General features: G+C 56.1%; 25 protein-coding genes. 8 read left to right on the forward strand and 17 right to left on the reverse strand.

The window, feature by feature from the left end; all coding sequences use genetic code 11:
- Window positions 1–17 precede the first annotated feature (17 nt).
- Window positions 18–686: a MarC family NAAT transporter gene (locus tag MUU46_RS22395; protein ID WP_258966762.1), complete on the reverse strand. Its 669-nt coding sequence runs from the start codon at window positions 684–686 to the stop codon at window positions 18–20.
- A gap of 259 nt (window positions 687–945) precedes the next feature.
- Here MUU46_RS22395 and marR point away from each other — a divergent pair, with 259 nt between their 5' ends.
- Genes marR through marB form a run of 3 tightly spaced genes read left to right on the forward strand, consistent with a single transcriptional unit; the run spans window position 946 to window position 2035 of the window.
- Entirely contained in the window at window positions 946–1380 is a 435-nt protein-coding gene (gene marR / locus MUU46_RS22400) for a multiple antibiotic resistance transcriptional regulator MarR (protein WP_159756533.1), read from the forward strand.
- Window positions 1381–1403: 23 nt separating this feature from the next.
- Complete coding sequence (gene marA, locus MUU46_RS22405; protein ID WP_159756530.1) at window positions 1404–1787, forward strand: MDR efflux pump AcrAB transcriptional activator MarA; 384 nt, start codon at window positions 1404–1406, stop codon at window positions 1785–1787.
- A gap of 29 nt (window positions 1788–1816) precedes the next feature.
- Window positions 1817–2035 carry a multiple antibiotic resistance protein MarB gene (marB, locus tag MUU46_RS22410; protein WP_159756527.1) on the forward strand — a complete coding sequence of 73 codons (219 nt, stop codon included), beginning with the start codon at window positions 1817–1819 and terminating at the stop codon, window positions 2033–2035.
- Between the two features lie 40 nt (window positions 2036–2075).
- On the opposite strand, the gene eamA is transcribed toward marB, so the two are convergent.
- Complete coding sequence (eamA, locus tag MUU46_RS22415; RefSeq protein WP_258966763.1) at window positions 2076–2975, reverse strand: O-acetylserine/cysteine exporter; 900 nt, start codon at window positions 2973–2975, stop codon at window positions 2076–2078.
- Window positions 2976–3169: 194 nt separating this feature from the next.
- Between eamA and ydeE the strand changes: the two genes are divergently transcribed.
- Window positions 3170–4363 carry an efflux MFS transporter YdeE gene (ydeE, locus tag MUU46_RS22420; RefSeq protein ID WP_258966764.1) on the forward strand — a complete coding sequence of 398 codons (1194 nt, stop codon included), beginning with the start codon at window positions 3170–3172 and terminating at the stop codon, window positions 4361–4363.
- 7 nt (window positions 4364–4370) lie between these two features.
- Here the strand turns inward: ydeE and MUU46_RS22425 are convergent, their stop codons facing one another.
- Window positions 4371–5207: a helix-turn-helix transcriptional regulator gene (locus tag MUU46_RS22425; protein ID WP_258966765.1), complete on the reverse strand. Its 837-nt coding sequence runs from the start codon at window positions 5205–5207 to the stop codon at window positions 4371–4373.
- A gap of 98 nt (window positions 5208–5305) precedes the next feature.
- Between MUU46_RS22425 and MUU46_RS22430 the strand changes: the two genes are divergently transcribed.
- The gene (locus MUU46_RS22430; RefSeq protein WP_258966766.1) at window positions 5306–6205 is read left to right on the forward strand and encodes an SDR family oxidoreductase; all 900 of its coding nucleotides are present in this window, start codon (window positions 5306–5308) and stop codon (window positions 6203–6205) included.
- A 54-nt stretch (window positions 6206–6259) separates the two neighbouring features.
- On the opposite strand, the gene zinT is transcribed toward MUU46_RS22430, so the two are convergent.
- The 8 genes from zinT to MUU46_RS22470 all read right to left on the reverse strand — a co-directional run bounded on the left by zinT (window position 6260) and on the right by MUU46_RS22470 (window position 14332).
- Window positions 6260–6898, reverse strand: a complete 639-nt coding sequence (gene zinT / locus MUU46_RS22435; protein WP_258966767.1) for a metal-binding protein ZinT — start codon at window positions 6896–6898, stop codon at window positions 6260–6262.
- Between the two features lie 72 nt (window positions 6899–6970).
- Complete coding sequence (urtE, locus tag MUU46_RS22440) at window positions 6971–7669, reverse strand: urea ABC transporter ATP-binding subunit UrtE (protein ID WP_258966768.1); 699 nt, start codon at window positions 7667–7669, stop codon at window positions 6971–6973.
- Between the two features lie 9 nt (window positions 7670–7678).
- Entirely contained in the window at window positions 7679–8476 is a 798-nt protein-coding gene (gene urtD / locus MUU46_RS22445; protein ID WP_258966769.1) for an urea ABC transporter ATP-binding protein UrtD, read from the reverse strand.
- On the reverse strand, window positions 8476–9549 hold the full coding sequence (urtC, locus tag MUU46_RS22450; RefSeq protein ID WP_110508255.1) for an urea ABC transporter permease subunit UrtC: 1074 nt from the start codon (window positions 9547–9549) through the stop codon (window positions 8476–8478). Before urtC ends, urtD begins: the two co-directional genes overlap by 1 nt.
- A complete protein-coding gene (gene urtB / locus MUU46_RS22455; protein WP_258966770.1) occupies window positions 9549–11114 on the reverse strand; it encodes an urea ABC transporter permease subunit UrtB in 1566 nt (521 codons plus the stop codon). Before urtB ends, urtC begins: the two co-directional genes overlap by 1 nt.
- A 95-nt stretch (window positions 11115–11209) precedes the next feature.
- A complete protein-coding gene (urtA, locus tag MUU46_RS22460; RefSeq protein ID WP_159756500.1) occupies window positions 11210–12481 on the reverse strand; it encodes an urea ABC transporter substrate-binding protein in 1272 nt (423 codons plus the stop codon).
- Window positions 12482–12686: 205 nt separating this feature from the next.
- Complete coding sequence (locus tag MUU46_RS22465) at window positions 12687–13790, reverse strand: cobalamin-independent methionine synthase II family protein (protein WP_258966771.1); 1104 nt, start codon at window positions 13788–13790, stop codon at window positions 12687–12689.
- A gap of 146 nt (window positions 13791–13936) precedes the next feature.
- On the reverse strand, window positions 13937–14332 hold the full coding sequence (locus MUU46_RS22470; protein ID WP_258966772.1) for a rhodanese-like domain-containing protein: 396 nt from the start codon (window positions 14330–14332) through the stop codon (window positions 13937–13939).
- An 81-nt stretch (window positions 14333–14413) separates the two neighbouring features.
- Here MUU46_RS22470 and ftrA point away from each other — a divergent pair, with 81 nt between their 5' ends.
- The gene (gene ftrA, locus MUU46_RS22475; RefSeq protein WP_258966773.1) at window positions 14414–15406 is read left to right on the forward strand and encodes a transcriptional regulator FtrA; all 993 of its coding nucleotides are present in this window, start codon (window positions 14414–14416) and stop codon (window positions 15404–15406) included.
- A 112-nt stretch (window positions 15407–15518) separates the two neighbouring features.
- Complete coding sequence (mgtS, locus tag MUU46_RS22480; protein WP_110508261.1) at window positions 15519–15614, forward strand: protein MgtS; 96 nt, start codon at window positions 15519–15521, stop codon at window positions 15612–15614.
- 276 nt (window positions 15615–15890) lie between these two features.
- On the opposite strand, the gene MUU46_RS22485 is transcribed toward mgtS, so the two are convergent.
- From MUU46_RS22485 to guaD, 6 genes are all read right to left on the reverse strand, one after another.
- Entirely contained in the window at window positions 15891–16298 is a 408-nt protein-coding gene (locus MUU46_RS22485) for a hypothetical protein (RefSeq protein WP_159756488.1), read from the reverse strand.
- A gap of 502 nt (window positions 16299–16800) precedes the next feature.
- Window positions 16801–18846, reverse strand: a complete 2046-nt coding sequence (gene dcp / locus MUU46_RS22490; protein WP_258966774.1) for a peptidyl-dipeptidase Dcp — start codon at window positions 18844–18846, stop codon at window positions 16801–16803.
- A gap of 32 nt (window positions 18847–18878) precedes the next feature.
- Window positions 18879–19652: a xanthine dehydrogenase accessory protein XdhC gene (gene xdhC / locus MUU46_RS22495; RefSeq protein ID WP_258966775.1), complete on the reverse strand. Its 774-nt coding sequence runs from the start codon at window positions 19650–19652 to the stop codon at window positions 18879–18881.
- A complete protein-coding gene (gene xdhB / locus MUU46_RS22500) occupies window positions 19642–22005 on the reverse strand; it encodes a xanthine dehydrogenase molybdopterin binding subunit (protein ID WP_258966776.1) in 2364 nt (787 codons plus the stop codon). The genes xdhC and xdhB overlap by 11 nt, the downstream gene beginning before the upstream one ends.
- A complete protein-coding gene (gene xdhA / locus MUU46_RS22505) occupies window positions 21995–23413 on the reverse strand; it encodes a xanthine dehydrogenase small subunit (protein WP_258966777.1) in 1419 nt (472 codons plus the stop codon). The genes xdhB and xdhA overlap by 11 nt, the downstream gene beginning before the upstream one ends.
- The gene (guaD, locus tag MUU46_RS22510) at window positions 23410–24738 is read right to left on the reverse strand and encodes a guanine deaminase (RefSeq protein WP_159756472.1); all 1329 of its coding nucleotides are present in this window, start codon (window positions 24736–24738) and stop codon (window positions 23410–23412) included. Before guaD ends, xdhA begins: the two co-directional genes overlap by 4 nt.
- A gap of 398 nt (window positions 24739–25136) precedes the next feature.
- On the opposite strand from guaD, the gene ydfG reads away from it, so the two are divergent.
- Window positions 25137–25886: a bifunctional NADP-dependent 3-hydroxy acid dehydrogenase/3-hydroxypropionate dehydrogenase YdfG gene (ydfG, locus tag MUU46_RS22515; RefSeq protein WP_258966778.1), complete on the forward strand. Its 750-nt coding sequence runs from the start codon at window positions 25137–25139 to the stop codon at window positions 25884–25886.
- Window positions 25887–25924 lie beyond the last annotated feature (38 nt).

Genomic DNA, 25924 nt, shown 5'->3' on the forward strand with positions numbered 1-25924 from the left:
TTTGCATGACGAAAGCATTACGCGTGGTAGGTGGTGATAATTTCCAGCACGCCATTGATAATAAACTGCACACCCATGCAGACCAGTAAAAAGCCCATCAGACGGGAAATGGCTTCGATGCCACCTTTCCCGACCAGGCGCATAATCGCCCCAGAGCTACGCAAACAGCCCCACAGGATAATCGCCACGCTGATGAAAATCAGCGGCGGCGCAACCAGCACCACCCAGTCAGGAAAATTCACGCCGTGCTTCACGGTAGAAGCCGAGCTGATAATCATCGCGATAGTACCCGGGCCGGCGGTGCTCGGCATTGCCAGCGGCACGAAGGCAATATTGGCAGTTGGCTCTTCTTTCAGTTCCTCAGATTTGTGCCGAGCTTCCAGTGAATCATGCGCCTTCTGCTGCGGGAACAGCATCCTGAACCCAATAAAGGCGACGATCAGCCCCCCGGCAATACGTAACCCGGGAATCGAAATCCCGAAGGTGTTCATTACCACCTGGCCTGCGTAATACGCCACCATCATGATGATAAAGACGTAGACAGACGCCATCAGCGACTGGCGATTACGCTCGGCGTTGTTCATGTTCCCGGAAAGGCCAAGGAACAACGCCACAGTTGTCAGGGGGTTTGCCAACGGCAAAAGCACCACCAGCCCAAGGCCAATGGCTTTAAAAAGTTCCAGCATTCTTCAACACTCCTGTGATAGCAGTCACTTGCTGGCTGAGTATAAGAGCATTCTCGTTGCCGTGACTATGGCTAATTCATGACGAAATTTTACCCTTGCGTGACCATAACAACAGGTTATCCATCAGCAGCTTGAAGCACGAAAAGTGTGTCGTGAAGCGTTTTAGCAATTCGTGTCATAAGCTTATTCATTCAGTTGACTTATGGTTGCCTAGGCAATAATATCCCTCGCAACTAAACTACTTGCCAGGGCAACCTTTGTGAAAAGCACCAGTGATCTGTTTAACGAAATCATCCCACTCGGTCGCTTGATCCACATGGTCAACCAGAAAAAAGATCGTCTTCTGAACGATTATCTGTCGCCAATGGATATCACCGCATCGCAGTTCAAAACCCTGTGTTCGATTCGCTGTGCAGTGTGCATTACCCCTGTTGAGCTGAAAAAAGCGTTGTCGGTCGATCTCGGTGCCTTGACCCGAATGCTCGACCGCCTGACCTGTAAAGGTTGGATTGAGCGTCTGCCAAACCCGAATGATAAGCGTGGCGTACTGGTGCAATTGACACCGGACGGCGCGGCAATATGTGAGCAATGCCACCAGCTGGTGGGACAGAACCTGCATCAGGAATTAACAAAAAACTTAACGGTGGATGAGGTCGCAGCCCTTGAGCTTCTGCTCAAGAAAATCCTGCCGTAAACAGAACAAAGAGGTAAGTCGCGATGTCCAGACGTAACACTGACGCTATCACTATTCATAGCATTTTGGACTGGATCGAGAGCAATCTGGAATCACCGTTGTCGCTTGAGAAAGTGTCGGAACGTTCCGGTTACTCCAAATGGCACCTGCAACGGATGTTCAAGAAAGAAACCGGACATTCACTGGGTCAATATATTAGAAGCCGTAAGCTGACTGAAATCGCACAGAAGCTGAAAGAGAGCAATGAGCCGATCCTGTATCTGGCCGAGCGCTATGGCTTTGAATCCCAGCAGACGCTGACGCGTACCTTTAAGAACTATTTTGACGTGCCGCCGCACAAGTATCGCATCACCAATATGCCCGGCGAGTCGCGTTATCTGATGCCACTCAATCACTGTAATTGTTAATCGCCTGCACAAGACGTATCGAGGAAAAAATGAAACTGTTCGCCTCCGCCGCCCTCACCTTGTTGGTGCTGGTCTCCGGCCAGAGTTTTGCGGAGCAATCCACTAACCCGACAAGTAACGCGACCCGCGACACGATGCTTTTGCCTTCAGCACAGGACCGGTCGCCGTTTGACTTAAATCACATGGGTTCCGGCAGCGACAAATCCGACGAACTGGGCGTGCCATACTATAACGGAAACCCCCAGTAACTCTTTTGCCCCGCACCTGCGGGGCTTTTTTCTTCCCGCCTTATCCCTGCATGACTTTCGCCCGGCGCAATCGCAAGCCAAACACATTGATGTACAACCCAGCCATGATCAGCACCGCGCCCATCATCTGTAATGCCGACAGCGTTTCATCAAGCAGCAACGCTGCACTGGCAATGCCCACCACCGGCACCAACAGCGAAAGCGGCGCCACGCGCCAGGTTTCATAGCGCCCCAGCAGCGAGCCCCAAATTCCGTAGCCGACAATCGTCGCGATAAACGCCAGATACACCAGCGCCAGAATGGTCGTCAGGTCGATATTCACCAGACTTTGCACCATCGCCGTTGAGCCATCCAACAGATACGACGCCAGCAAAAATGGCAGAATGGGGATCAGCGCACTCCACACCACCAGCGACATCACCGGCGGACGCGAAGCATGCTGCATAATTGTCTTATTGAAGATATTGCCACAGGCCCAGCATAGCGCCGCCGCCAGTGTCAGGAAGAACCCAAGCAACGCGACGTGTTGCCCGGTCAGGCTCGCTTCAATCAGCACCAGTACGCCAAAGACTGCCAGGGTTATCCCCGCCAGCTGTTTACCCTGCAAACGTTCACCAAACACAAACGCACCCAGAATAATCGTGAAGAAGGCCTGCGCCTGCAGTACAAGTGATGCAAGCCCGGCTGGCATACCAAATTTAATCGCGCAGAACAGGAAGGCAAACTGACCGAAGCTGATAGTTAGTCCGTAGCCGAGCAGCAAAGACAGCGGGATTTTCGGGCGGGCGACAAAGAAAATGGCCGGAAACGCGACCAGCATAAAACGTAGGCCGGCCAGCATCAGCGGAGGCATATTGTGCAGCCCGACCTTAATGACCACAAAATTGAGTCCCCAGACGACAACCACCAACAGCGCTAACAACCCATCTTTCCGCGTCATAACCTGCCCCAGAAATATTAAATTATTGTAAACAGAATTAAAGTATCGAAAAACGAGCGCGAGGAACAGATCATTATATTTAGCAGGTGGTCAAGGCACTTAGGGATAAATTGGGATCTGTACAAGCCCCCGGACGCCATGATAATTGTGATAACACACAAAATAATAACATAAGCAATTTGTCGGGCTAAACCATGAGATCCTCTATAAAACGTTCTACTTCAGCATTGCTGGCGTCGTCGTTGCTGTTAACCATTGGCCGCGGCGCCACGCTGCCGTTTATGACCATCTACCTGACGCGCCAGTACGGCATGAGCGTCGAGGCCATCGGCTATGCTCTGACGCTGGCCCTCACCGTCGGGGTAATTTTCAGCCTTGGCTTTGGCATTATGGCGGACAAATTCGATAAAAAACGCTACATGATTGTCGCTATTGTGGCCTTTATCGCCGGATTTGTGGCCATTCCACTGGTGCACAGCGTCGCACTGGTAGTGTTTTTCTTTGCGCTGATCAACTGCGCCTATTCGGTCTTTTCGACGGTATTAAAAGCCTGGTTTGCCGACGCGCTGAGCGTAAGCGACAAGGCCCGAATCTTCTCGCTCAACTACAGCTTTCTGAATATGGGCTGGACCGTCGGCCCGCCGATTGGTACCTGGCTTGTCATGTACAGTCTGCAATTACCGTTCTGGCTGGCCGCCATCTGCGCCGCCTTCCCGCTGGTGCTGATTCAGCTTTACGTGCAGCGCGGCGCGCAAAGTGATGAAGAGAAAGTCGCCACAGTCTGGCAGCCGTCAGTGCTGCTGAAGGACAAAGCGCTGTTCTGGTTTACCCTCTCCGGCCTGCTGGCGTCGTACGTCGGCGGCTCGTTTGCGACCTGCATTTCGCAGTACGTGTTGACGATTGCCGATAACGCGGATTTTGCGCAAAAAGTGGTGTCGGTGGTGCTGCCGGTCAACGCGGTGGTAGTGGTCAGCCTGCAATACCTTGTCGGGCGTAAAATCACCGCGCATAACATTCGCCCGCTGATGGCTTTGGGCACGCTTTGCTTCCTGTTGGGTCTGGGCGGCTTTATGTTCTCGGGCGAAAATTTGATTTACTGGGGTGCGGCCGCGGCGGTGTTTACTCTCGGCGAAATCATTTATGCGCCGGGCGAATACATGCTGATTGATAACATCGCCCCGCCGGGCATGAAGGCAAGCTATTTTTCCGCACAGGCGCTGGGCTGGCTGGGCGCGGCCGCCAACCCGATGCTGACCGGGCTAATCCTCACTTCATTACCGGCCTGGACACTGTTTGCCATTATGATGCTGGTGATTGTGCTGGCATGGCTGATGATCCTGCGCGGCATGCGCGTAAAAACCTGGGACGGTGCGTTGAAAACGGCCTGACCCAGCATTATTCAGCGCCGATTGTGCTCGCCGCAATCCAGCGCTGAATGATTTCCCGACTCTCGTCATTGGCCGGATTGAACACCATCATCGTCAATTCCGGCCGCCCTTCCACTGCGAAGGTTGAAAACTCCAGCGCAATAGGCCCCAACTGCGGGTGAAGCAGACGTTTAAGGCCTTCGCCGTGTCCGGCCACATCGTTATTGCGCCAGTAACGGGCGAAATCCTCACTTTGCGCGGACAGCTCCTCCACCAGACGATCAATTTCTTCCGACGCGCCAGCGCGCGCGGCGTCTGCCCGAAACGCATTGACAATCAGCCGTGCTACGCCGTCCCAGTCTTCCTGCATTTTCCGGGCTTCTGGATCGGTAAACAGCAGACGCAAAATATTGCGCTGCTCTGGCGGGAGTTGACCATAATCTTTCAGGACGACAGCCGCCGGACGGTTCCACGCCAGAACATCCCAGGTTGCGGTTTTGATAATCGCCGGAATACTGAAGCTGTCCAGAACCCGTTGCAGGCGCGGCGTCATGGAGTCCGAGGCGCTAAGCCGGTTTTCTGGCGGATGGCCGAAAGCCAGAATAAACAGGTGGTCACGTTCCGGTGCAGTCAGACGTAGCCCTCCGGCAATGCGGTTCAGTACTTCTCGCGACGGTGCCCCACCGCGTCCCTGTTCAAGCCAGGTGTACCAGGTCGGGCTGATGCTGGCGAGCTGCGCCACCTCTTCACGCCGAAGGCCCGGCGTACGGCGGCGGCCGGGCACGAACCCGAACGACGCCGGGTCGAGTCGCAGCCGGCGGGCGCGCAGGAAATCACCCAGAGGATTATCGGAAAGTAGCGTCATAATTAACCTGTTAGTGTTTATACCCTGATAATGTCACTACTTTAATAGTAATCGACGACGACATAAGCTGTCGCTGAAATTCATTCAGGAGACAGGCTATGCGTATTTTTGTTACCGGTGCGACGGGTTTTATTGGCTCACGAGTGGTGTCAAATCTTCTGGAAAGCGGTCATCAGGTGACCGGTTTAGTCCGTTCGGAAGAGGCAGCGCGTAAATTATCCGACGCGGGCGCCACGCCTCAGCGCGGTACGCTGGAAGACCCGCAACGCTGGCTCTCTGGAATCGAAAACTGCGACGCGGTGATCCACACCGCCTTCGATCATGATTTCAGTCAGTTCGTCGCGAACTGCGAAAAAGACCGCCGGGTGATCGCCGCCATTGGCTCGGTGTTGAAAGGCACATCTCGCCCACTGATTATTACCTCCGGCACCGCCATGGGTGACGACGATAGCGGCCAACCGGCGCGTGAAGATTTCTTCAACCCGGCCAATCCAAACCCGCGTAGAGCGTCTGAACTGGAAGGCAACCTCCAACTGGCTGCGGGCGTTGACGTGCGCGTGGTACGTCTGCCGCAGGTGCATAACACCGAACGTCAGGGGTTGCTGAGTTATTACACCCCTCTCGCCCAGCAAAAAGGCATGGCGGCGTATATTGGCGAGGGCGAAAATGGCTGGTGTGCCGCGCACGTCGAGGACGTCGCCCGTCTGTATGTGAACGTTCTGGAGCAAGGCGAAAGCGGCAAACGTTATCACGCGGTTGCGGAAGAAAGCATTTCTGCCCGCCAGATTGCGGAAGTGGTTGCGGAAGGATTAAGCGTGCCTTGCGTGTCGTTGAAAGCAGAACAGGCGGAAGCACATTTTGGCTGGTTCGCGCTATTCGCCACCCACGATCTTCGCGCCAGCGGAGAATGGACGCGCCAACAGCTAAGCTGGCAGCCGAAAGGCCCAGGATTGATAGACGATTTGCGTAATATGGATTATTCAGTATTCATGAAATAACATTTTCAATCGGTTGAGAATGCCCGGTGAGCACCGGCGCCATCGGGCATTCTTTTAATGGTGCAACATCTCATCCACCACCTGATGCGTGTGCAGCTGCTCAGGGTAATACGTTGGCCAGTTATCCATCTCTTCTAACAATGCCGCCTGTGAAGCGTTGCCGCTGAAAATATGGAAATGCTGAGACTGGTGCGGTCCGATGATGTGATCGCTAAATTGCACGAATGTCGGCGCAGCACTTTTGCTGTCGGTGCATTCAAACAGATAGCGCACGCCCTTCTTGCCGGACGCATAGTGCAGAATTTTGTAGCCGTCGGAACGGTATTCACACGCCGCAGTTTTATCGCCATCATGAAACGCCATCACGTTGTTTTCAATCTCGATTTTTCCGACGGTCGTTTTGTATCCCGCCGTGTAATACGCTTTGATTTGCCCAGTGGTTTTGTTGCCGTCCTTCTGCGCTTTCTGTTTAAACACCGGGTCCAAATCCCCGTTCTGCAACAGCGGATAGACCGACTGCCAGATGCCATCCCAATTGGAAAGCGGACGGTCGCGGACGTCGCCGTCGCTAAAAATGCCCGAAGCCGCTTTTTGTTCAGCCTCGGTCATCTGATGTCCGTGTGAATGGGCGAGTGCGCTGCTAGTGACCAGCAGGCCCAGAATAGTCAGAGTGAAACGTTGAAAAGACACCATAAATCCCTCGGGTTGATGTGAAAAAAATGAAATGTTATAATATAACATTTACCACATCAACCCTTCGGGTTATTAAATCGTGACCATCCCGCGCACGCCGTCGGCTTCCATATTTTCACCGCGCCCTTGTTGCACAATGGTACCGCGCGACATCACCAGATACTGGTCCGCCAGGTCTGCGGCGAAATCATAAAACTGTTCCACCAGCAGAATCGCCATATCGCCCCGGCGTGCCAGTTGGCGAATCACTTCGCCAATCTCTTTAATCACCGATGGCTGAATGCCTTCGGTCGGTTCATCGAGGATCAGTAACTGCGGGCGACTCGCCAGCGCCCGGCCAATCGCCAACTGCTGCTGTTGGCCGCCGGAGAGATCACCGCCCCGCCGCTGTTTCATCGCCCGCAGCACAGGGAACAGCTGATAAATTTCGTCTGGCACCTCACGCGCATCGCGGGCAGAAAATCGCGACATGCCGAGCAGCAGGTTTTCTTCGACGGTGAGTCTGGGGAAGATTTCTCTCCCCTGCGGTACATACGCCATTCCCGCCTGCACTCGCTGGTGCGGTTTACGTTGCATGATGGCCTGATTTTGCCAGTTCACGCTGCCACTGCGGGCCGGAATCAGCCCCATCAGGCATTTCAGTAATGTGGTTTTCCCGGCGCCGTTTCGCCCCAGTAAACAGGTGATTTCACCCGGCTGCGCAGCGAAGCTCACGCCGCGCAGAATATGGCTACCGCTGTAATATTGATGCAGTTCCTGAACCTGTAACATTCGACCTCCTTAGCGCCCCAGATAGACTTCAATCACCTGCTCGTTGGCCTGAACGTCACGCAGCGACCCTTCTGCCAGAACCTGGCCCTGATGCAGGACGGTCACGCGGTCGGCGATGGTCTCGACAAACCCCATATCATGTTCCACCACCATCAGCGAATGGCGGCCCGACAGCGTGCGAAACAGCTCGGCGGTGTATTCCGTTTCAGCATCGGTCATGCCTGCCGCGGGCTCATCAAGCAGCAACAAATGCGGCTCCTGCACCAATAGCATACCGATTTCGAGAAACTGCTTTTGTCCGTGAGACAGCAACCCCGCGCGCCGGGCGCGTTCGCCTTCCAGGCGCAGCAGCTGCAATACTTCGTCGATGCGGTCCTGTTGTTCACCAGAAAGTTTCGCCCGCAAACTGGCCCACACCGATTTATCGCCCTTCATCGACAGCTCAAGGTTTTCCGCCACGCTCAGCGCTTCAAACACCGTCGGCTTCTGGAATTTACGCCCGATGCCCTGGCGGGCAATGGCAATTGAATCCAGCGTGGTTAAATCTATCGATTGATCGTAAATCGCCCTGCCGCTTTGTGGCCGGGTTTTGCCGGTGATCACGTCCATCAGCGTGGTTTTTCCCGCGCCGTTGGGGCCAATCACGCAACGCAATTCACCCACGCCAATTTGCAGCGATAAATTGGTTAATGCCTGGAAACCGTCGAAATTGACGTTGATGTTCTCGAGCTGCAAAACGGGATCCGTTTGTTCGCGAAAGCGATCCCCGGGCAGCTGCCGGGTAAAAAGTCCGTCATCGGGTTGCATTATTTGTCTCCTTTGCGCAGCAGGCCAATCACGCCTCGCGGCAAGAACAGCGTCACCACGATGAAAATCAGGCCAAGAAATAGCTGCCAGTATTCCGGCATTGCCACCGTAAACAGGCTTTTCGCCCCGTTGACAAGCCCAGCGCCGAGGATTGGCCCAATCAATGTGCCGCGCCCGCCGAGTGCGACCCAAATCGCCGCTTCAATCGAGTTGGTCGGCGACATTTCACCCGGGTTAATAATGCCCACCTGCGGCACATACAGCGCCCCCGCCAGGCCGCACAGCACGGCGGAAAGCGTCCACACCAGCAGTTTGAAACCGCGCGGATCGTAGCCGCAGAACATCAGCCTGTTTTCCGCATCGCGTACCGCCGTCAGAACGCGGCCAAATTTGCTGCGTGCCAACGCGAAGCCCACCGCCAGCGTGGCAAGAAGCAACAGGACCGTCGCCAGAAACAGCGCGGCCCGCGTGCCGGTGGCGCTCACCGGAAAACCGAGAATGGTGGTGAAACCGGTAAAACCGTTATTGCCGCCAAAACCGGTTTCGTTGCGAAAGAACAGCAGCATCCCGGCGTAAGTCAGCGCCTGAGTCATTATCGAGAAATACACCCCTTTGATTTTGGAGCGGAAGGCAAACCAGCCGAACACCAGCGCCAGCAGACCCGGCACCAGCATCACCAGCAGCATCGCCCACGCAAAATGTTGCGTACCCCACCAGAACCACGGCAGCTCGTTCCACGATAAAAAGGACATAAACGCCGGGAGTCCGTCGCCCGCAGCCTGACGCATCAGGTACATACCCATCGCATAGCCGCCGAGGGCAAAGAACAGCCCGTGCCCCAGCGACAACATTCCGGCGTAGCCCCAGACCAAATCAAGCGCCACCGCCACGACCGCGTAACAGAGAATTTTGCCGACCAGCGTCAGGGTCCAGGTCGAAATGGCTAGCGGATGGGTGGCCGGCAGCAGCGCCAGAAACGGCATACTCAACAGCACCAGCACCGCCAGGCCGCCAATCCAGCGCAGCGGGCGCGGCGCCCGACGGGCAAGTGTTAAGGTTAATGGCTGGCTCATCAGTCAATGACCCTCCCTTTCAGCGCAAACAGCCCCTGAGGACGCTTCTGAATAAACAGAATGATAAGCACCAGAATCAGAATTTTGCCGAGCACAGCGCCCATTTGCGGCTCCAGAATTTTGTTGAAGATCCCCAGGCCAAATGCCGCTGCCACGCTGCCTGCCAGCTGGCCGACACCGCCGAGCACCACCACCAGGAACGAATCAATAATGTAGCCCTGACCGAGTTCCGGCCCGACGTTACCCAGCTGAGACAACGCCACGCCGCCAAGCCCGGCAATCCCGGAACCGAGGCCAAATGCCAGCATATCCACGCGTCCGGTTGGCACGCCGCAGCAGGCCGCCATCGCACGGTTTTGCGTTACCGCCCGCACGCGCAAACCGAGCCGCGTTTTATTGAGGATGAGCCAGGTGAAAAACAGCACCAGCATCACGAAGCCGATCACCACAATGCGGTTCCACGGCAGAATGAGATTCGGCAGCGCCTGAATGCCACCCGACAGCCAGGACGGGTTCGAAACTTCAAGGTTCTGCGGGCCAAACAGCATCCGCACCAGCTGGATAAGCATCAGGCTGATGCCCCAGGTCGCCAACAGCGTTTCCAGCGGGCGACCGTACAGATGCCGAATAATCATCCGTTCCAGCAACATGCCAATCCCGCCGGTGATGCAAAACGCCACCGGCAGCGCCAGCAGTGGATAAAATGCCAGCCACTGCGGCGCAAACTGGCTGAGCGCCTGTTGCACCAGCCAGGTGCTGTACGCGCCGAGCATCAGCATTTCGCCGTGTGCCATGTTAATCACGCCGAGCAGGCCGTAGGTGATCGCCAGCCCCAGCGCCGCAAGCAGCAGGATCGATCCGAGCGAAATGCCCATAAACGCCTGCCCGAGAATATCGCCCCAGAACAAACGCTGCTGGATCTGCTTCAGGCTTTCCGCCGCGGCGGCGCGCACCGTGGCGTCGGGTTCATGTTGGGCATCGGTATAAGGTTGCAGTCGCGCCTGCGTTTCCGGATCGGACGAATGCCCGAGCAGGGTCATCGCCTGTTTGCGCACGGCGGCATCCGGGCTGCTGAGCTGTAAATTAGCCAACGCAAGTGCCACTTGCTGCTTCACGCGATCGTCGGTTTCCACCTTCAGGCGTTTTTCCAGCATCGGGACCACGTCCGTCCCGGCATCACGTTGCAGGGTTTTCGCTGCGGCAAGCCTTTGCGTGACGTTGTCACTTAAAAGTTGATGCGTGGCGAGTGCGCCGGCCACCAGATTGCGCAGACGGTTGGTCAGACGAACGGGTTTGAGGTCGCCTTGCGGCTGGCCGCTGGCGTCCAGGGCTAGCGGCTTGCCACTTTCAACGCTAAAGGCATGATGCGCGGCGTCACTTCGTAGGCTTTCGGCGCTGAGCGCCTGTAACAGTGGCAGGCGCTGCGGCTGTGGATCGGCCGCCCACTTTTCAAGCATGGCCGACTGCTGGCTGCGGTTGGCGGCCACAAAATCATCCGCGTCTCCTGCGTGAGCGAAACACGGCAACAGCGAGGCTACAAACAGCAGCCAGCGTACTGGTTTCATGAAAGACTCCTTTTTGTGAATACCGTGCGGTCTGATTCTCCCTCCCCAGCCCTCTCCCTTGAGGGTGAGGGTCAGGGTGAGGGGGAAAATGCCACTCAGTTGCTGGCCATTTTCATTGGCTGATCCGGCTTCTTGTCGTTCCCTGGAATGTATGGGCTCCACGGTTGCGCGCGCACCGGCTTATCGGTCTGCCAGACCACGTTAAACTGGCCGTTGCTTTCGATTTCGCCAATCATTACCGGCTTATGCAGATGATGGTTGGTGGCATCCATCGTCAGCGTAAAGCCCGACGGCGCTTTGAAGGTTTGACCGGCCATTGCCGCACGGACTTTGTCCACATCGGTGGTGCCCGCTTTTTCCACCGCCTGCGCCCACATATGAATGCCGACGTAGGTCGCTTCCATTGGATCGTTGGTCACCACCGTGCCCGCATTCGGCAGGTTGTGGGCTTTGGCATACGCGCGGTAATCCGCGACGAAGCTCTGGTTAGTCGGGTTATCGACGGATTCGAAGTAGTTCCATGCCGCGAGATTGCCGACCAGCGGTTTGGTATCTATCCCGCGCAGTTCTTCTTCGCCGACCGAGAACGCCACCACCGGTACGTCGGTCGCTTTCACGCCCTGGTTAGCCAGTTCTTTGTAGAACGGGACGTTGGAATCGCCGTTGATGGTTGACACCACCGCCGTTTTCCCACCCGCGGAGAATTTTTTGATATTGGCAACGATGGTCTGGTAATCGCTGTAGCCAAACGGGGTATAGACCTCTTCGATGTCTTTATCCTGCACGCCTTTCGAGTGCAGGAACGCGCGCAGAATTTTGTTGGTGGTGCGCGGATAGACGTAGTCGGTGCCGAGCAGGAAGAAGCGTTTGGCCTCTCCACCGTCTTCACTCATCAGATATTCCACCGCCGGGATCGCCTGCTGATTCGGCGCAGCCCCGGTGTAGAACACGTTTGGCGACATTTCTTCGCCTTCATATTGCACCGGATAGAACAGCAGTCCGTTCAGTTCCTCAAACACCGGCAGCACCGATTTTCGCGAAACCGAGGTCCAGCAGCCGAACACCGCCGCCACGTTGTCCTGAGTCAGCAGCTGACGCGCCTTTTCAGCAAACAGCGGCCAGTTTGACGCCGGGTCAACCACCACCGGTTCAAGCTTTTTGCCGAGTACGCCACCCTTGGCGTTGATCTCGTCGATGGTCATCAACGCTACGTCCTTCAACGGCGTTTCGGAAATCGCCATCGTTCCGGACAGCGAATGCATAATCCCCACTTTGATGGTGTCAGCGGCATACACGCTGACGCTAAAACCAAGAGCAAGCGTGGAGGCAGAGAGAGCAAAAGCTTTAAGCAAAGTTCGACGGCGCATGATTCACTCCTGAAAGAGACAGCAACAAGGATTAAAAACATCGGTGTAGTCGTCAGGAGACAGGCAAGAAAGATGCCAAGGTGGGAAAAAGTACCAAATACAGGCGGGTGGACTGGGGAATTACAACTTTCGTTGCAGGATGGAACGTCCGATTCAGGGGCAGCATTGCGCCATTGCGGTGCAGTGCTGCCCTGTCAGTTAATGCTTACCAGACGTCGGCGGCAATTTCGGTCACCAGACGAACCTTCTGCCACTGTTGGGCTTCAGTCAGGCTGTTGCCCTCTTCGGTGGAGGCAAAACCGCACTGCGGGCTAAGGCAAACCTGCTCTTTTGCAACGTATTGCGCCGCTTCTGCCAGACGCGCTTTCACGCCTTCTGGATTTTCCAGCTCACCGTTTTTAGTGGTGATCAGACCCAGAACTACCTGCTGATGGCCCGGACGCACAAAGCGCAGCGGCGCGAAGTCACCGGAACGGTCGTTATCGTATTCGAGGAAGAATGCGTCGACGTTAACGCTGCCAAACAGGACTTCCGCCACCGGCTCGTAGCCGCCAGAGGAAATCCACGTTGAGCGGAAATTTCCACGACACACGTGCAATCCGATAGTTAAATCGTCCGGCTTACCTTCCAGCGCGTTGTTCAACACCCGGGCGTAGGTTTTAGCCAGCTCGTCCGGATCGTCACCCCGCTCACGTACCTGCTGGCGCTGTTCATCAGAACAGAGATATGCCCAGACGGTATCATCGAGCTGTAAATAGCGGCAGCCTGCGTCATAAAATGCGCGGATTGCATCGCGCCAGGTGGTGGCTAAATCGTCAAAGTATTCAGCCAGATCGGGATAAACCGTGGCATCAATATCTTTGCGGCCGCCGCGGAAATGCAGCACGCTCGGGCTTGGAATGGTCATTTTTGGCTGTGCGTCGCCGCTGATGCTTTTCAGATAGCGAAAATCATCAAGCATCGGGTGCGAACCGAAACCGAGCTTGCCCGTCACCCGTACGCCATGGGCTTTGGTTTGCACGCCGTTAAACTGAATGCCTTTGTCAGAATCGTAACGCTCAACGCCCTGTAAGCCGTCGAAGAAGTCAAAGTGCCACCATGCACGGCGAAACTCACCGTCGGTCACCACGTTCAGGCCGCAGTCACACTGGTGCTGAACCACGTGGAGAATCGCTTCATCTTCTACCGCACGCAGCGTCTGCGCGTCGATAGCACCTTCAGCAAACTGCTGGCGGGCGTGTTTAATGCTGTCCGGACGTAAAAAACTGCCGACGATGTCGGCGCGGTATGGAGCGGTGTGACGTGGCATGGTCTCTCCTCGTCGTCAGGCAATTGATTGCCTGACGTGATAATTGCGAAATCAACATTCAGACTTCTGGATGGCTATATGTCTTCAACTTGCCATGCGGGAGAAGCGCAGGCAAACGAGATAAATTCATCACCCGTGAAAAAAATTCATGTTGCGGCAAATTCCAGGCCCTCATCTGCCCAACCGGTAAGGCCGCCAATCATGATTTTCACGGGACGGCCAAGCTGAGCGAGCTTCAGCGCCGCCCTGTCTGCACCGTTGCAGTGCGGCCCTGCGCAATAGACCACGAACAGCGTTTCCAGGGGCCACTCGCACAACCGCGCTTCGGTAAGATAACGATGCGGAAGATGCAGCGCGCCGGGCAAATGGCGGCGGGCGAACGCCGCTGGCGAACCGACAACGTGCAGCAGAACAAAATCCACCTCTCCGCTTTTTGTTGCCGCATGCACATCATCGCAGTCAGTTTCCACGCTCAGACGGCACTGAAAATGGGCAATGGCGTCCTGCGGGCTCGCAGCCGGGATCTCAGTGACATAACTCATGGCATTTCCTTCTTGTTGTGTTGACGGTGTCGTGTTACCTCTTATCTCATCAAAAATTCAGGACTCGCACCGCACGCCGAGATGACAGAAATCGCCAGGATAATGACAACCGCATCCCGCCCACTGGTGGTGGCCATCGCCTACGACGGCCTGTGCACTTTTGAATTTGGCGTCGCTGTCGAAATTTTTGGTCTGCCACGCCCGGAGCTGGGCGATAACTGGTATCGCTTTGCGGTGGCTTCGGTGGACGACGGCGAACTACGCGCGACGGGAGGGATCCGCATTGTGGCCGATGGCGGCTTTGAGCTTCTGGAACAGGCGGATACCATCGTGATCCCCGGTTGGCGCGGCGCGGACGCACCGGTGCCGCAGGCATTATGTGAGGCATTGCGCCTGGCACATCAGCGTGGCTGTCGGCTAATGTCGATTTGTTCAGGGGTATTTGTCCTCGCGGCCAGCGGCCTGCTGAACGGGCATCAAGCCACCACCCACTGGCGTTATACCGATGAACTGCAGCGGCGTTTTCCCGCCATTCAGGTGATGGAAAATGTACTGTACGTCGGCGACGATGGGCTTATGACCTCGGCGGGCAGTGCGGCGGGAATCGATTTATGCCTGCATGTAGTACGCCGTGATTTTGGGCTTGATGCCGCCAACAGCGTTGCGCGGCGATTAGTCGTCCAGCCGCATCGCGACGGCAGCCAGACCCAGCAACTCGAGCGCCCGGTAGCACGCAGCCGGGAAAGCGAACGACTCGGGCAGCTGTTTGACTGGCTTCATGTGCATCTTACCGAACCGCATACACTGGAATCTCTGGCCCAGCGCGTCGGGATGAGTCCGCGCACATTACTGCGACGTTTTCAGGAAGCCACGGGGGTAACGCCCGCTCGCTGGTTGCTCAATGAACGGCTACAACGCGTGCAACAGGCCTTAACCGACAGCCGACTCAGCATTGAACATATCGCCACCAATAACGGCTTTGGCACCACCAGCGCCCTGCGCCATCATTTTCAGCAACGTTTCGCCATCAGCCCACAAGCATTCCGCAAAAAATTTACGCAAGTGCCTAAATAATTCACATAATTAACGATTCGTTTAGATTGACTCCGGTATTCTCTGTTCATCGCGGCTAATTAAGGTAAGTGAGGGGATTATCGTACGCTTTTAACATTAACGGAGGTTAATCATGCTGGGAAATATGCATGTCTTCATGGCAGTTTTGGGAACCATCGTATTCGCCGGTTTTCTTGCTGCGTATTTCAGCCATAAATGGGATGACTAATGAACACTGACAGTCCCGAGTTTTAATGGCCCCTTGTCGCTTTTCGCACAAGGGGCTTTTTGTTGGCATTCAGCCAGGCAGCGAGATGTTAAAGACAAAAAAAACCGCCAACGGTGTGGCGGTAAATGCTTGCATGGATAGATTTGTGTTTTGATTATTCAGCAATTCGGCGCGTCCATGCCTTATTTGCCTCATGCATTCAGGCTACCACTCCAAACCTCAATGAAGCCTAAACGAAGCGGCTTTCCTTGCGACGTTTCATTCTGCGCCCTTGACTTAACGCACCACCACGCCCATGACTTTGCCTTCCGAGTTCATATCAAATTCCGCCGTATGCCCGGATTTTTTCCAGCGAGTTTGTTCTTCATTCAGCGGCTTCCAGCCCGTAACTCGCATATAATCAACCGCCTGCCCTTGATATTTCCCGGCGATGTCGGAATCAATACTCCGCGCTAAATCGCGGTTTTCCTGTGAGTCATCCTTCACACCATTCTGAGCCTGTGCGTGTTGATTTTGCTTGTGGGTGAGCGTTGGGTCACACGTTCCGTTAGACTCACTAACCTGTGTGCAGCCCGATTTTTCCAGCTGGGCACGATAGGCTTCACTAATGGCAGAAGCAGGAAAAGAAAAGATCCCGCCCACCATCAGCGTTGTTGCTACCATCATTATTTTTTTATTCATCATTCAATCCTGAGTATTATTAGAATAACGCCCCTGTCAATTTAGTATGCTTTATCATTCCGTGGTTATGCTGGGCGTTTTGTTGCTCATTAGCGTTATGTACCAGCGCATCATATTTTTTTATGCACAGAATGACCAGATCCGATGAGCAGTGAATAATGTCTTTTTATCCATTTGATTTGGAAGGGATTATGTTATTCAGCCTGGATTATGTTGAGTGGGTGTATCTAAAGTGTATTGCGGATAAAGATATTATTTTTAATAACTGTATAAATAAGGCATCAGATAATTCTAAACTATAACAATTAAGGGGTGTTTTAAAACATGCCAGTAGCACTGCGCTTACCGGACCTATTCATTCACACGTAGGTTCGGCAAGTTATCGCCCCCAGGCAAGAAAAAAGACCCCGAAGGGTCTTTGGATTATTTTTTCTCGTCGGCATAGCGCCGGGCGTTATCGAACAGATTGGTACACATCGCATCTCTCCTTTTTACTGACGGGGAACTATTCGCTCAATCCGCGATTTTTAAGCATCGGTTCCGGCAGCGGATCGTGTCCACGCCAGTCGCGGTATAACGCATCCAAATCACTGCTGTTGCCGCGTGATAAAATGGCTTCGCGGAATCGCTGACCATTTTCACGCGTCAGGCCGCCCTCTTCGACAAACCACTGGTAGCCGTCATCAGCTAACATTTGCGTCCAGATATAAGCGTAATATCCTGCCGCGTAGCCGCCGCCAAAAATATGCGCAAAATAGCTACTGCGGTAACGCGGCGGAACGGCAGCCAAATCGAGGTTTTCCCTGTCGATGGCCTGCTGTTCAAACGCATCTACGTCGGACGGCAGCGTTTCAGGCGTCTGCGTATGCCAGTTCATATCCAGCAGCGCGGAGCTGACCAATTCGGTCATGTCATAACCTTTATTGAACGTCGCCGCGCGCATCATGCTGTCGCGCAGCGTTTCCGGCATCGGTTCTCCGCTCTGATAATGACGCGCAAAGCGTGCAAATACCTGCGAATGACGGGCCCAGTGCTCGTTAATTTGCGACGGGAACTCGACAAAATCGCGCGGGGTACGCGTGCCGGACAGGCTCGGATATCGCTGAACGGCGAACAGCCCGTGCAGTGTGTGGCCAAATTCGTGGAACAGCGTCACCACATCGTCCCAACTCAGAAGTGCAGGGTTACCCGCCGTCGGCTTCTGATAGTTGCAGACGTTATAAATCACCGGACGCTGTTCGAGCAGCGTCGACTGCTGCACGTAGTTATCCATCCACGCGCCGCCACCCTTCGAATCACGGGCAAAAAAATCACCGTAGAACAGCGCCAGACCTTCACCATTGGCGTCAAAAATTTCCCAGACGCGGACATCCGGATGGTAGACCGGGATATCAAAACGCTCGACAAAGCGGATACCAAACAGCTGTGAGGCGGTCCAGAACACACCGTCGGTCAGTACATTGTTCAACTCCAGATACGGTTTGATCTGCGCCTCGTCAAGATCGTAACGCGCCAGTCGTACCTGCTCGGCGTAGTAATTCCAGTCCCAGGCCTGCGCCTGAAAACCGCCCTGCTGCTCATCAATCACGTGCTGAATATCGGCCAGTTCACGTTCGGCGCGCGCCCGGGCGGCGGGTGCAATCTGACGCATAAAGGTGAATGCGGCTTCCGGCGTTTTCGCCATCTGGTCAGCCATGCTCCAGCTCGCGTAATCGCGATAGCCCAGTAGCGTCGCTTGTTTAGCGCGCACGGTAGCCAGGCGCAAAATCAGTGCCCGGGTGTCGTTTCCATCGCCTTTCTCATTTCGTAACCAGCCTGCTTCGAACAGATTTTTGCGGGTTTGTCGGTCACGAAGCTGTGCCAGCGCAGGCTGCTGGGTGCAGTTAAGCAGCGGCAGAAGCCAGCGATCGTTGAGCCCTTTTTCACGGGCAGCGCTGGCGGCAGCGGTAATGTCTTCTGGGCTGAGGCCATCCAGCTGATGGTGGTAATCAAGCACAAGACCGCCGGATTTGGCAGCGGCCAACAGTCGCTGGTGAAACTGGGTGCTCAGCGTCGCGGCTTCGGTGTTCAGCGAGCGCAGCTCGGCTTTCTGCGCAGCCGCGAGCTTAGCCCCCGCCAGAATGAATTGCTGATGGATAACGTCGACTAACCGCCGTGATTCCGCATCCAGGTCCAGCGTTTCCCGCTGCTGCCAGATGGCGTCGACGCGGGCGAACACCCCCTCATTGAGGTAAATATCGTTGGCTAATTCCGCCAGTTCGGCAGAAAACTGCTCGTCGAGAAGCTGGAGCGTGTCATTGGTGTGGGCAGCGGTCATGGCAAAAAATATGGACGTGACGCGGCCCAGCATTTCGCCGCTTTTTTCCAGCGCCACGAAGGTGTTGTCGAACGTTGCGGGCGCGCTGTTTCCGGCAATCGCCGCGATTTCTTCACGTTTTTGACGCAGGCCTTCATCAAACGCGGGACGATAATGACCGTCCTCAATCGCATCAAAACGCGGGGCCTGATAAGGCAACAGGCTGACGGTTAAAAACGGGTTCTCACTGCTCATCACGGACTCCTGAAAACGGGATTCTCCTTAGATTAGGCAACCCCTTGATAAACCGCAATGATTTCCCCCGCCACCGCCACGGCGATTTCGGCAGGCAGCTTGCCTTTTACGTCCGGCAGGCCGATCGGGCAGCGCATCGTATCCAGCGTTTCTCGGGCAATGCCTTTACCCTCCAGAAGATAATCAAAACGCTGGCGCTTAGTTTGCGAACCGATTACCCCCAAATAACGATAACGTCCGCGCCGCAGCAGCGTTTCTGCCAGCGCCAGATCCAGCGGATGGTGATGCGTCATTACCACGAACAGGCTGTTATCAGGCGCGTTGCGGGCGATTTCGCACGGGTCATCGGTGTGATGGCAGCGCACCCCGACGGGCACCGCACCAAACTGCCCCTCGCGCTGATCCACCCAGTTCACCCGGCACGGCAACGTGGCGAGAATGCTCACCAGCGCTTGCCCCACGTGCCCGGCACCAAAAACGTACACTTCCGGCTGCGGCAGTCCCCAGGGTTCGAACAGCACCTGGGTCATACCGCCGCAGCACTGTCCGGCGCGAGCGCCGAGGGCGAACGTTTCCTGACGGGGTGCCTGGGTGCCGGAATGCAACATGTCGCGCGCGATGGCGATGCACTGAAATTCCAGATTCCCGCCACCAATGGTCAGCCAGCTCTCATCGAGGCTGACTACCATCTTGGTGCCTGCCTCGCGCGGCACGGAGCCTTTATCCTGTAACAACGTCAAAATCACCGCGGGCACGCGTCGCTCGCGCAATGACATCAGCACGTCCAGCCATTCATCAGCTTTCATCGTCGCCCGCCTCCAGTTGAGTGACGCCCGCCAGCACCCGTTCTGGCGTCGCCGGGGCGTCAAGCAAAGGGTGACGACGATAATCGGCCACCGACGCCACCGCGTCCTGTAACGCGCACCACACCGAAATGCCGAGCATAAACGGCGGTTCGCCCACCGCTTTAGAGCGATAAACCGTCTCACAGCTGTTGGCGTGCGCCTCCAGGAGTGAGACGTTAAACACCTCAGGCATGTCGCTAATCGCCGGGATTTTGTAGCTCATCGGACCGTCGGTAAGCAGCCGCCCGTTGTTGTCCCACTTCAGCTCCTCGGTGGTCAGCCACCCTGCACCTTGCATGAAGCCACCTTCAATCTGTCCGATATCCAGTGCCGGGTTCAGCGACTGCCCGACGTCGTGCAGAATATCGGTGCGTAACAGGCGATATTCCCCGGTCAGCGTATCGATAATGACTTCGGAACAGGCCGCGCCCCAGGCGAAGTAGTAGAACGGTTCGCCGCGCCCGGTCTGACGGTCGTAGTGAATACCCGGGACCTTGTAAAATCCGGTTGCCGAGAGCGGAACCTGATTGAGCCATGCCAGCATCGCCACGTCGGCAAAACTGAAATAGCGTTCGTTGACCTGCACCACGCCGTTGCCAAACGTCACCCGATCTTCGCTGCACTGGTGCACCGAACACAGCATTTCCACTAAGCGCTGTTTCAAGGTCTGGGCGGCGATTTCTGCGGCTTTGCCGTTAAGATCCGCTCCGGACGACGCCGCCGTCGGCGAGGTATTCGGCACTTTTCCGGTACTGGTGGCGGTGACCTGAATCGCATCGAGCGGAATTTGCAGCACATTCGCCACAATTTGCGCCACTTTGGTGTTCAGCCCCTGACCCATTTCGGTGCCGCCGTGGTTGAGCTGCAGCGTGCCGTCGCTGTAAATCAGGATCAGCGCTCCGGCTTGATTGAGGAAACTGGCGGTAAACGAGATCCCGAATTTTACCGGGGTCAGTGCCAGTCCGCGTTTTAGCACCGGACTTTGGGCGTTAAAGCGTGCAATGTCTGCCCGACGTTCGGCATAGCATGCGGAGTCCGCCAGCTGACCAATAACCGTTTGAGCCAGATTCTGCTTCACCGGCTGATGATAATGAGTGACGTCGCGGCCTTCGCCGCCGTAGGCGTTAATTCGACGGATATGCAGCGGGTCGAGGGATAACTGACGGGCTACCGCATCCATGATTTGCTCAATGGCGACGATACCCTGTGGGCCACCGAAGCCGCGAAACGCGGTGTTCGACGCCAGATTGGTGCGGCAGCGATAGCCGGTGACCCGGGCGTCGCCGAGATAATAGGCATTATCGGCGTGGAACATGGCCCTGTCGCAGATTGAAGCTGACAAATCCAGCGAATAGCCGCAGTTGGCAGCCAAATCAATGACCACACCGTGCAGCATGCCGTCGTCGGTGAAGCCCACATCAAAGCGCACAAAGAACGGATGGCGCTTGCCAGTGATGCGCATGTCATCCCGACGCGAAAGGCGGAGTTTCGCCGGACGTCCGGTCACCCGCGCCGCCAGCGCGGCATGACAGGCAATGCCCGCTGCCTGCGTTTCTTTTCCCCCAAAGCCGCCGCCCATCCGGCGCACGTCAACGGTGACTTTGCTTTGCGTTACGCCCAGCACCGACGACACCAGTTTCTGCACTTCGGTCGGATGCTGCGTTGACGACCAGATTTGCATCGCGCCATCTTCGCCGGGCAGCGCCAACGCCACCTGGCCTTCAAGATAAAAATGCTCCTGGCCGCCGATATGAAACTGCCCCTGCAAGCGATGTGGCGCAGCGGCCAGCGCCGCGTCGGCATCACCGCGTTGCTGAATGTGCGGCTGTTCGACAAAGTGCGATTTCGCCAGCGCCTGCTCGACATCCAGCACCGCTTCCAGCGGTTCGATGGTTATCTTCGCCGCTAACGCCCCGGCGCGCGCCGATTCGGCTGTTTCGGCGGCAATCATCAACACCACCTGACCGTGATATTCCACCGTTTCTTTGGCAAACAGCGGGTCGCCTGGAGCCAGTGGCCCGATATCCAGCTCGCCCGGCACGTCCTGCCAGCTCAGCACGCGAATCACTCCAGACACCTTCAAACAGGCGGCGGTATCGATGTGAATAATGCGACCATGGGCGCAGTCGCTGAGCACTGGACACAGATGCAGCATCCCGGTGAGCGGCGTTTTATCGTCGATGTATTCTGCCGCGCCGCTGACGTGACGCCCGGCGCTTTCATGCGCGCGAGATTTGCCCACGCGGCCGTTTAACTGCTCAAGAAACTGCGCTTTCAGCATCGTTTCGGAAATGGCTGGCGGTTTAGCGGACATAATCAGTCACCTCCACGAGATGTTCAGACGTCATGTGCAGGAAATAGCGTTTCAGCAGGTTTTTCGCCACCTGCAGGCGGTATTCCGCGCTGGCGCGAGCATCACTGAGCGGCGAGAAATCTGCTGTCAGCGCAGCGCAGGCGGCGTTGAGCGTCTCACGATTGAGCCCCCGACCCATCCACGCGGCTTCGCAGTGCAGGGCTCTGGCAGGCGTAGCCGCCATGCCGCCAAAGGCAATGCGCGCCCGACTCACGACGCCATCACTGACGCCAAGATTAATGGCGGCAAACACCGAAGAAATGTCGTCCTCCCGCCGCTTTGAGACTTTCCATAACTGCATATGACGTGACACTGTCACGTCATCAATGATGATATGGCTGATGAACTCCCCTGGCTGCATGACAGTTTTACGGTAGCCGATAAAGAAATCGGCCAGCGCCACGTCGCGCGTTTGTGTCCCGCGGCGCAGATGAAGACGTGCATCGAGGGCCAGCAGCGCCGGGGCACAGTCCCCGATGGGCGAAGCGTTCGCGATGTTGCCGCCCAGCGTGCCCTGGTTGCGAACCTGTTGGGAGGCAAAGCGATCGAGCATCTCGCTCAAGGCAGGGATCGTCTCTTTCAGTTGACGCTGTAGGGTGTCCAGGGTGGTCATCGCGCCGATCACCAGCCGGTTGCCCTGCCGTACGATCCCACGCAGTTCTTCTACACGCGCCAGAGAAATCAGCTCGCCGTGTGGCTGGTGCGCCTGCGTGACCAGCAAATTAAGATCGGTTCCGCCCGCCAGCAGTCGCGCCTGCGGGTGTTGGGCATAGCATTCTGCCAGCGCATCGAGCGTCTCCGGCATGATCAGCCGTTCATCCGTTGGCTCGCCGAAGGCCTGAAGCTGTGCCACCGTTTGCGCGGCCTGTGCATCAAACTTATCCACACAGGATCCAGACAGAATGCGCATCGCGGCGTCAACTATCGGCCGATAGCCGGTGCAGCGGCACAGATTGCCACCCAGCTGATGAGCAATCGTCGCGCTGTTGGCTGCTGCGCCGTTTTTTTGCATTGCAAAGGCCGACATCACGATGCCCGGCGTGCAGAACCCGCACTGGGAGGCATGTCCGCAGGCCAGCGTGCGCTGCACCGGATGCAGTTCGCCGCCATCCACCAGGTCTTCCACTGTCAGTAATTGTTTCCCGTGCAGTTGCCCCACTAATAACAAACAGGCGTTAGCACTCTGGTAGCGAATTTTGCCGTCGTCCACGCTGCCGAGTACCACGGTGCAGGCTCCACAATCTCCCGACGCGCAGCCTTCTTTAGTGCCGCAGCGCAACCGGTCGTTACGCAGCCAGTTCAGCACGGTCAGATTCGGGTCGACGTTTTCAAGCGTGACTGGCTGTTGATTGAGCAAAAATTGGGTCATGCAGCCACCTCCAGCCCATCACGGCTCCAGGCACATTCACCATTGATCCACGTCTGGGCGATGTTGCGGTCATCGCCGAGGGTCATCAGCATAAACAGCAGTTCGTAAATATTCTTGCAGCGGGCGCTACGCAGCTGTTGAAGCGGTGAAACCGCCGGATCAAGCACCACAAAATCCGCCTCTTTACCGACACTGAAATTGCCGATGTGCTCATCGAGACACAGCGCCCGCGCGCCGCCAAGGGTGGCGTGATAAAACGCTTCGCTGGCGCACAGCTTGTAGCTTTGCAACTGACCGATTTTGTAGGCTTCACCGAGCGTGCGAAGCATGTTGAACGTGGTTCCGGCGCCAACGTCGGTTCCGATACCCATTTTGACTTTTTTCTGCCAACAGGTTTGCAGACGGAACAGGCCGCTGCCGAGGAACAGATTCGAGGTCGGGCAGAACGCCACCGCTGAGTCGCTGTCGTGCAGGCAATTCCACTCCGTATCCTGTAAATGAATGGCATGCGCGAAGACGCTGCGTTTGCCGGTCAGGCCGTAGTGATGGTAGACGTCGAGATAGTTTTCATGTTCCGGCCACAGGCTTTTCACCCATGCAATTTCCTGCGGGTTTTCGCTCAAATGGGTGTGCAGCCAGGTGTCCGGAAACGCTTCGCGCAGCCGCTGCACCGCTTCGAGCAGTGCTGGCGTCGAGGTTGGCGCGAAACGCGGGGTGATGGCGTAGCCGAGACGCTGATGGTTGTGCCAACGCAGGATTAGCTCACGAGTTTGCTGGTAGCTCTGCTCGGCGGTTTCGGTTAAATAGTCGGGCGCGTTGCGGTCCATCATTACTTTCCCGGCGATGAGACGCATATTTTGCTGTGCGGCGGCGGCAAACAGCGCGTCGACCGATTCCGGGTGCACGGTGCCAAACACCAACGCGGTGGTGGTGCCGTTCGAGAGCAGCTGGTTGAGGAAGAACGCTGACATTTCTGCCGCGTGCCCGGCGTTGCCGTACTGGCTTTCCACCGGGAAGGTGTAGGTTGTCAGCCATTCCAGCAACTGTTCACCAAACGCGCCGATCATTTCTGTTTGCGGATAATGCAGATGAGTATCGACGAAACCCGGCACGATAAGCTTGCCGCGCAGATCGACCCAGTCGTCCGGTTGTTTGAGCAATGACTGCCCTTCTTCCCAGCTCATCAGCGCGGCGATGCGCCCTTCAGCGATGAACATCAGGCCGTCGTCAACGTAGCGCGCCTGACGGGCTATTTCCTCAGGGCTATCGGCCGTTGCGGCAATATCAAAAAAGCGCCCGCGCAGCGCGTAGCGATAGTCGACCATTTCTGACCTCTTCTTATCCCGGTTGTGCCCGGGTTATTTATGCAGGTGTATTGTCAGAATAGTATTGCAAACAGAGTGCCAGCTTTAAATTTACGATTATCGTGAAATTTCAACACCTTATTAATTATTCATTCGTTTGCGCAACAAACTGAATATTATTCAGCCCGCAACCGTTTGCTTATTCTGGCAATCGTTTTTCTTGCATAACTATTCCGCTGAACATTGATGAAAACAAAAATAGCGGCGTAAAACGATGCACAACGCTGAAGCAGTTGCACCGTTTTTGCGCACGGTGAAGGCGCTGTAAAGTGGTACAACAGGTTGCAAAGTTCCGTTCCCGAAGGCCGACCACGCGTGGTATGGTATGGCAACAGTTAACGCATTGAGGAACAGGAAGAATGATTGTACTTGTTACCGGAGCGACCGCCGGGTTTGGTGAGAGCATCACCCGCCGTTTCATTGCCAATGGCCATAAAGTTATCGCCACCGGACGCCGTCATGAGCGTCTGCAGGAACTGAAAGAAGAACTGGGCGACAGCATTCTGACCGCGCAGCTCGACGTGCGTAACCGCGCAGCTATCGAAGATATGATGGCTAACCTCCCCGTTGAATGGCGCAATATCGACATTCTGGTCAATAACGCCGGGCTGGCGCTGGGCATGGAGCCGGCACATAAAGCCGACGCGGATGACTGGGAAACCATGATCGACACCAACAACAAAGGACTGGTGTATATGACCCGCGCGGTGCTGCCGGGCATGGTTGAGCGCAACTGCGGGCATATCATTAACATCGGTTCCACCGCCGGGAGCTGGCCGTACGCGGGCGGCAACGTTTACGGCGCGACCAAGGCATTCGTTCGCCAGTTCAGCCTGAACCTGCGCACCGATCTGCACGGCACCGCCGTTCGCGTGACTGATGTTGAGCCGGGCCTGGTGGGCGGCACTGAGTTCTCAAACGTGCGCTTTAAAGGTGACGACGCGAAAGCAGAGAAAACCTATGAAAACACCAGCGCGCTGTCTGCGGAAGACGTGACCGAAGCCGTGTGGTGGGTGGCAACGCTGCCAAAACACGTCAACATCAATACCCTTGAAATGATGCCCGTCAGCCAGTCTTTTGCTGGCCTGAGCATTCATCGTCAAGGCTAAGCGATTCTACGCCCAGCCCGGCCTGCAGGCCGGACTGG

Origin of the sequence: Scandinavium tedordense, from assembly GCF_024764965.1 — a bacterium.
Lineage (GTDB): Bacteria > Pseudomonadota > Gammaproteobacteria > Enterobacterales > Enterobacteriaceae > Scandinavium > Scandinavium tedordense.

Coding starts and splice junctions, on each gene's coding strand:
- MUU46_RS22395 (WP_258966762.1), bottom strand. CDS start 686: ATGCTGGAACTTTTTAAAGCCATTGGCCTTGGGCTGGTGGTGCTTTTG.
- marA (WP_159756530.1), top strand. CDS start 1,404: ATGTCCAGACGTAACACTGACGCTATCACTATTCATAGCATTTTGGAC.
- marB (WP_159756527.1), top strand. CDS start 1,817: ATGAAACTGTTCGCCTCCGCCGCCCTCACCTTGTTGGTGCTGGTCTCC.
- eamA (WP_258966763.1), bottom strand. CDS start 2,975: ATGACGCGGAAAGATGGGTTGTTAGCGCTGTTGGTGGTTGTCGTCTGG.
- ydeE (WP_258966764.1), top strand. CDS start 3,170: ATGAGATCCTCTATAAAACGTTCTACTTCAGCATTGCTGGCGTCGTCG.
- MUU46_RS22425 (WP_258966765.1), bottom strand. CDS start 5,207: ATGACGCTACTTTCCGATAATCCTCTGGGTGATTTCCTGCGCGCCCGC.
- MUU46_RS22430 (WP_258966766.1), top strand. CDS start 5,306: ATGCGTATTTTTGTTACCGGTGCGACGGGTTTTATTGGCTCACGAGTG.
- zinT (WP_258966767.1), bottom strand. CDS start 6,898: ATGGTGTCTTTTCAACGTTTCACTCTGACTATTCTGGGCCTGCTGGTC.
- urtE (WP_258966768.1), bottom strand. CDS start 7,669: ATGTTACAGGTTCAGGAACTGCATCAATATTACAGCGGTAGCCATATT.
- urtD (WP_258966769.1), bottom strand. CDS start 8,476: ATGCAACCCGATGACGGACTTTTTACCCGGCAGCTGCCCGGGGATCGC.
- urtC (WP_110508255.1), bottom strand. CDS start 9,549: ATGAGCCAGCCATTAACCTTAACACTTGCCCGTCGGGCGCCGCGCCCG.
- urtB (WP_258966770.1), bottom strand. CDS start 11,114: ATGAAACCAGTACGCTGGCTGCTGTTTGTAGCCTCGCTGTTGCCGTGT.
- urtA (WP_159756500.1), bottom strand. CDS start 12,481: ATGCGCCGTCGAACTTTGCTTAAAGCTTTTGCTCTCTCTGCCTCCACG.
- MUU46_RS22465 (WP_258966771.1), bottom strand. CDS start 13,790: ATGCCACGTCACACCGCTCCATACCGCGCCGACATCGTCGGCAGTTTT.
- MUU46_RS22470 (WP_258966772.1), bottom strand. CDS start 14,332: ATGAGTTATGTCACTGAGATCCCGGCTGCGAGCCCGCAGGACGCCATT.
- ftrA (WP_258966773.1), top strand. CDS start 14,414: ATGACAGAAATCGCCAGGATAATGACAACCGCATCCCGCCCACTGGTG.
- mgtS (WP_110508261.1), top strand. CDS start 15,519: ATGCTGGGAAATATGCATGTCTTCATGGCAGTTTTGGGAACCATCGTA.
- MUU46_RS22485 (WP_159756488.1), bottom strand. CDS start 16,298: ATGATGAATAAAAAAATAATGATGGTAGCAACAACGCTGATGGTGGGC.
- dcp (WP_258966774.1), bottom strand. CDS start 18,846: ATGAGCAGTGAGAACCCGTTTTTAACCGTCAGCCTGTTGCCTTATCAG.
- xdhC (WP_258966775.1), bottom strand. CDS start 19,652: ATGAAAGCTGATGAATGGCTGGACGTGCTGATGTCATTGCGCGAGCGA.
- xdhB (WP_258966776.1), bottom strand. CDS start 22,005: ATGTCCGCTAAACCGCCAGCCATTTCCGAAACGATGCTGAAAGCGCAG.
- xdhA (WP_258966777.1), bottom strand. CDS start 23,413: ATGACCCAATTTTTGCTCAATCAACAGCCAGTCACGCTTGAAAACGTC.
- guaD (WP_159756472.1), bottom strand. CDS start 24,738: ATGGTCGACTATCGCTACGCGCTGCGCGGGCGCTTTTTTGATATTGCC.
- ydfG (WP_258966778.1), top strand. CDS start 25,137: ATGATTGTACTTGTTACCGGAGCGACCGCCGGGTTTGGTGAGAGCATC.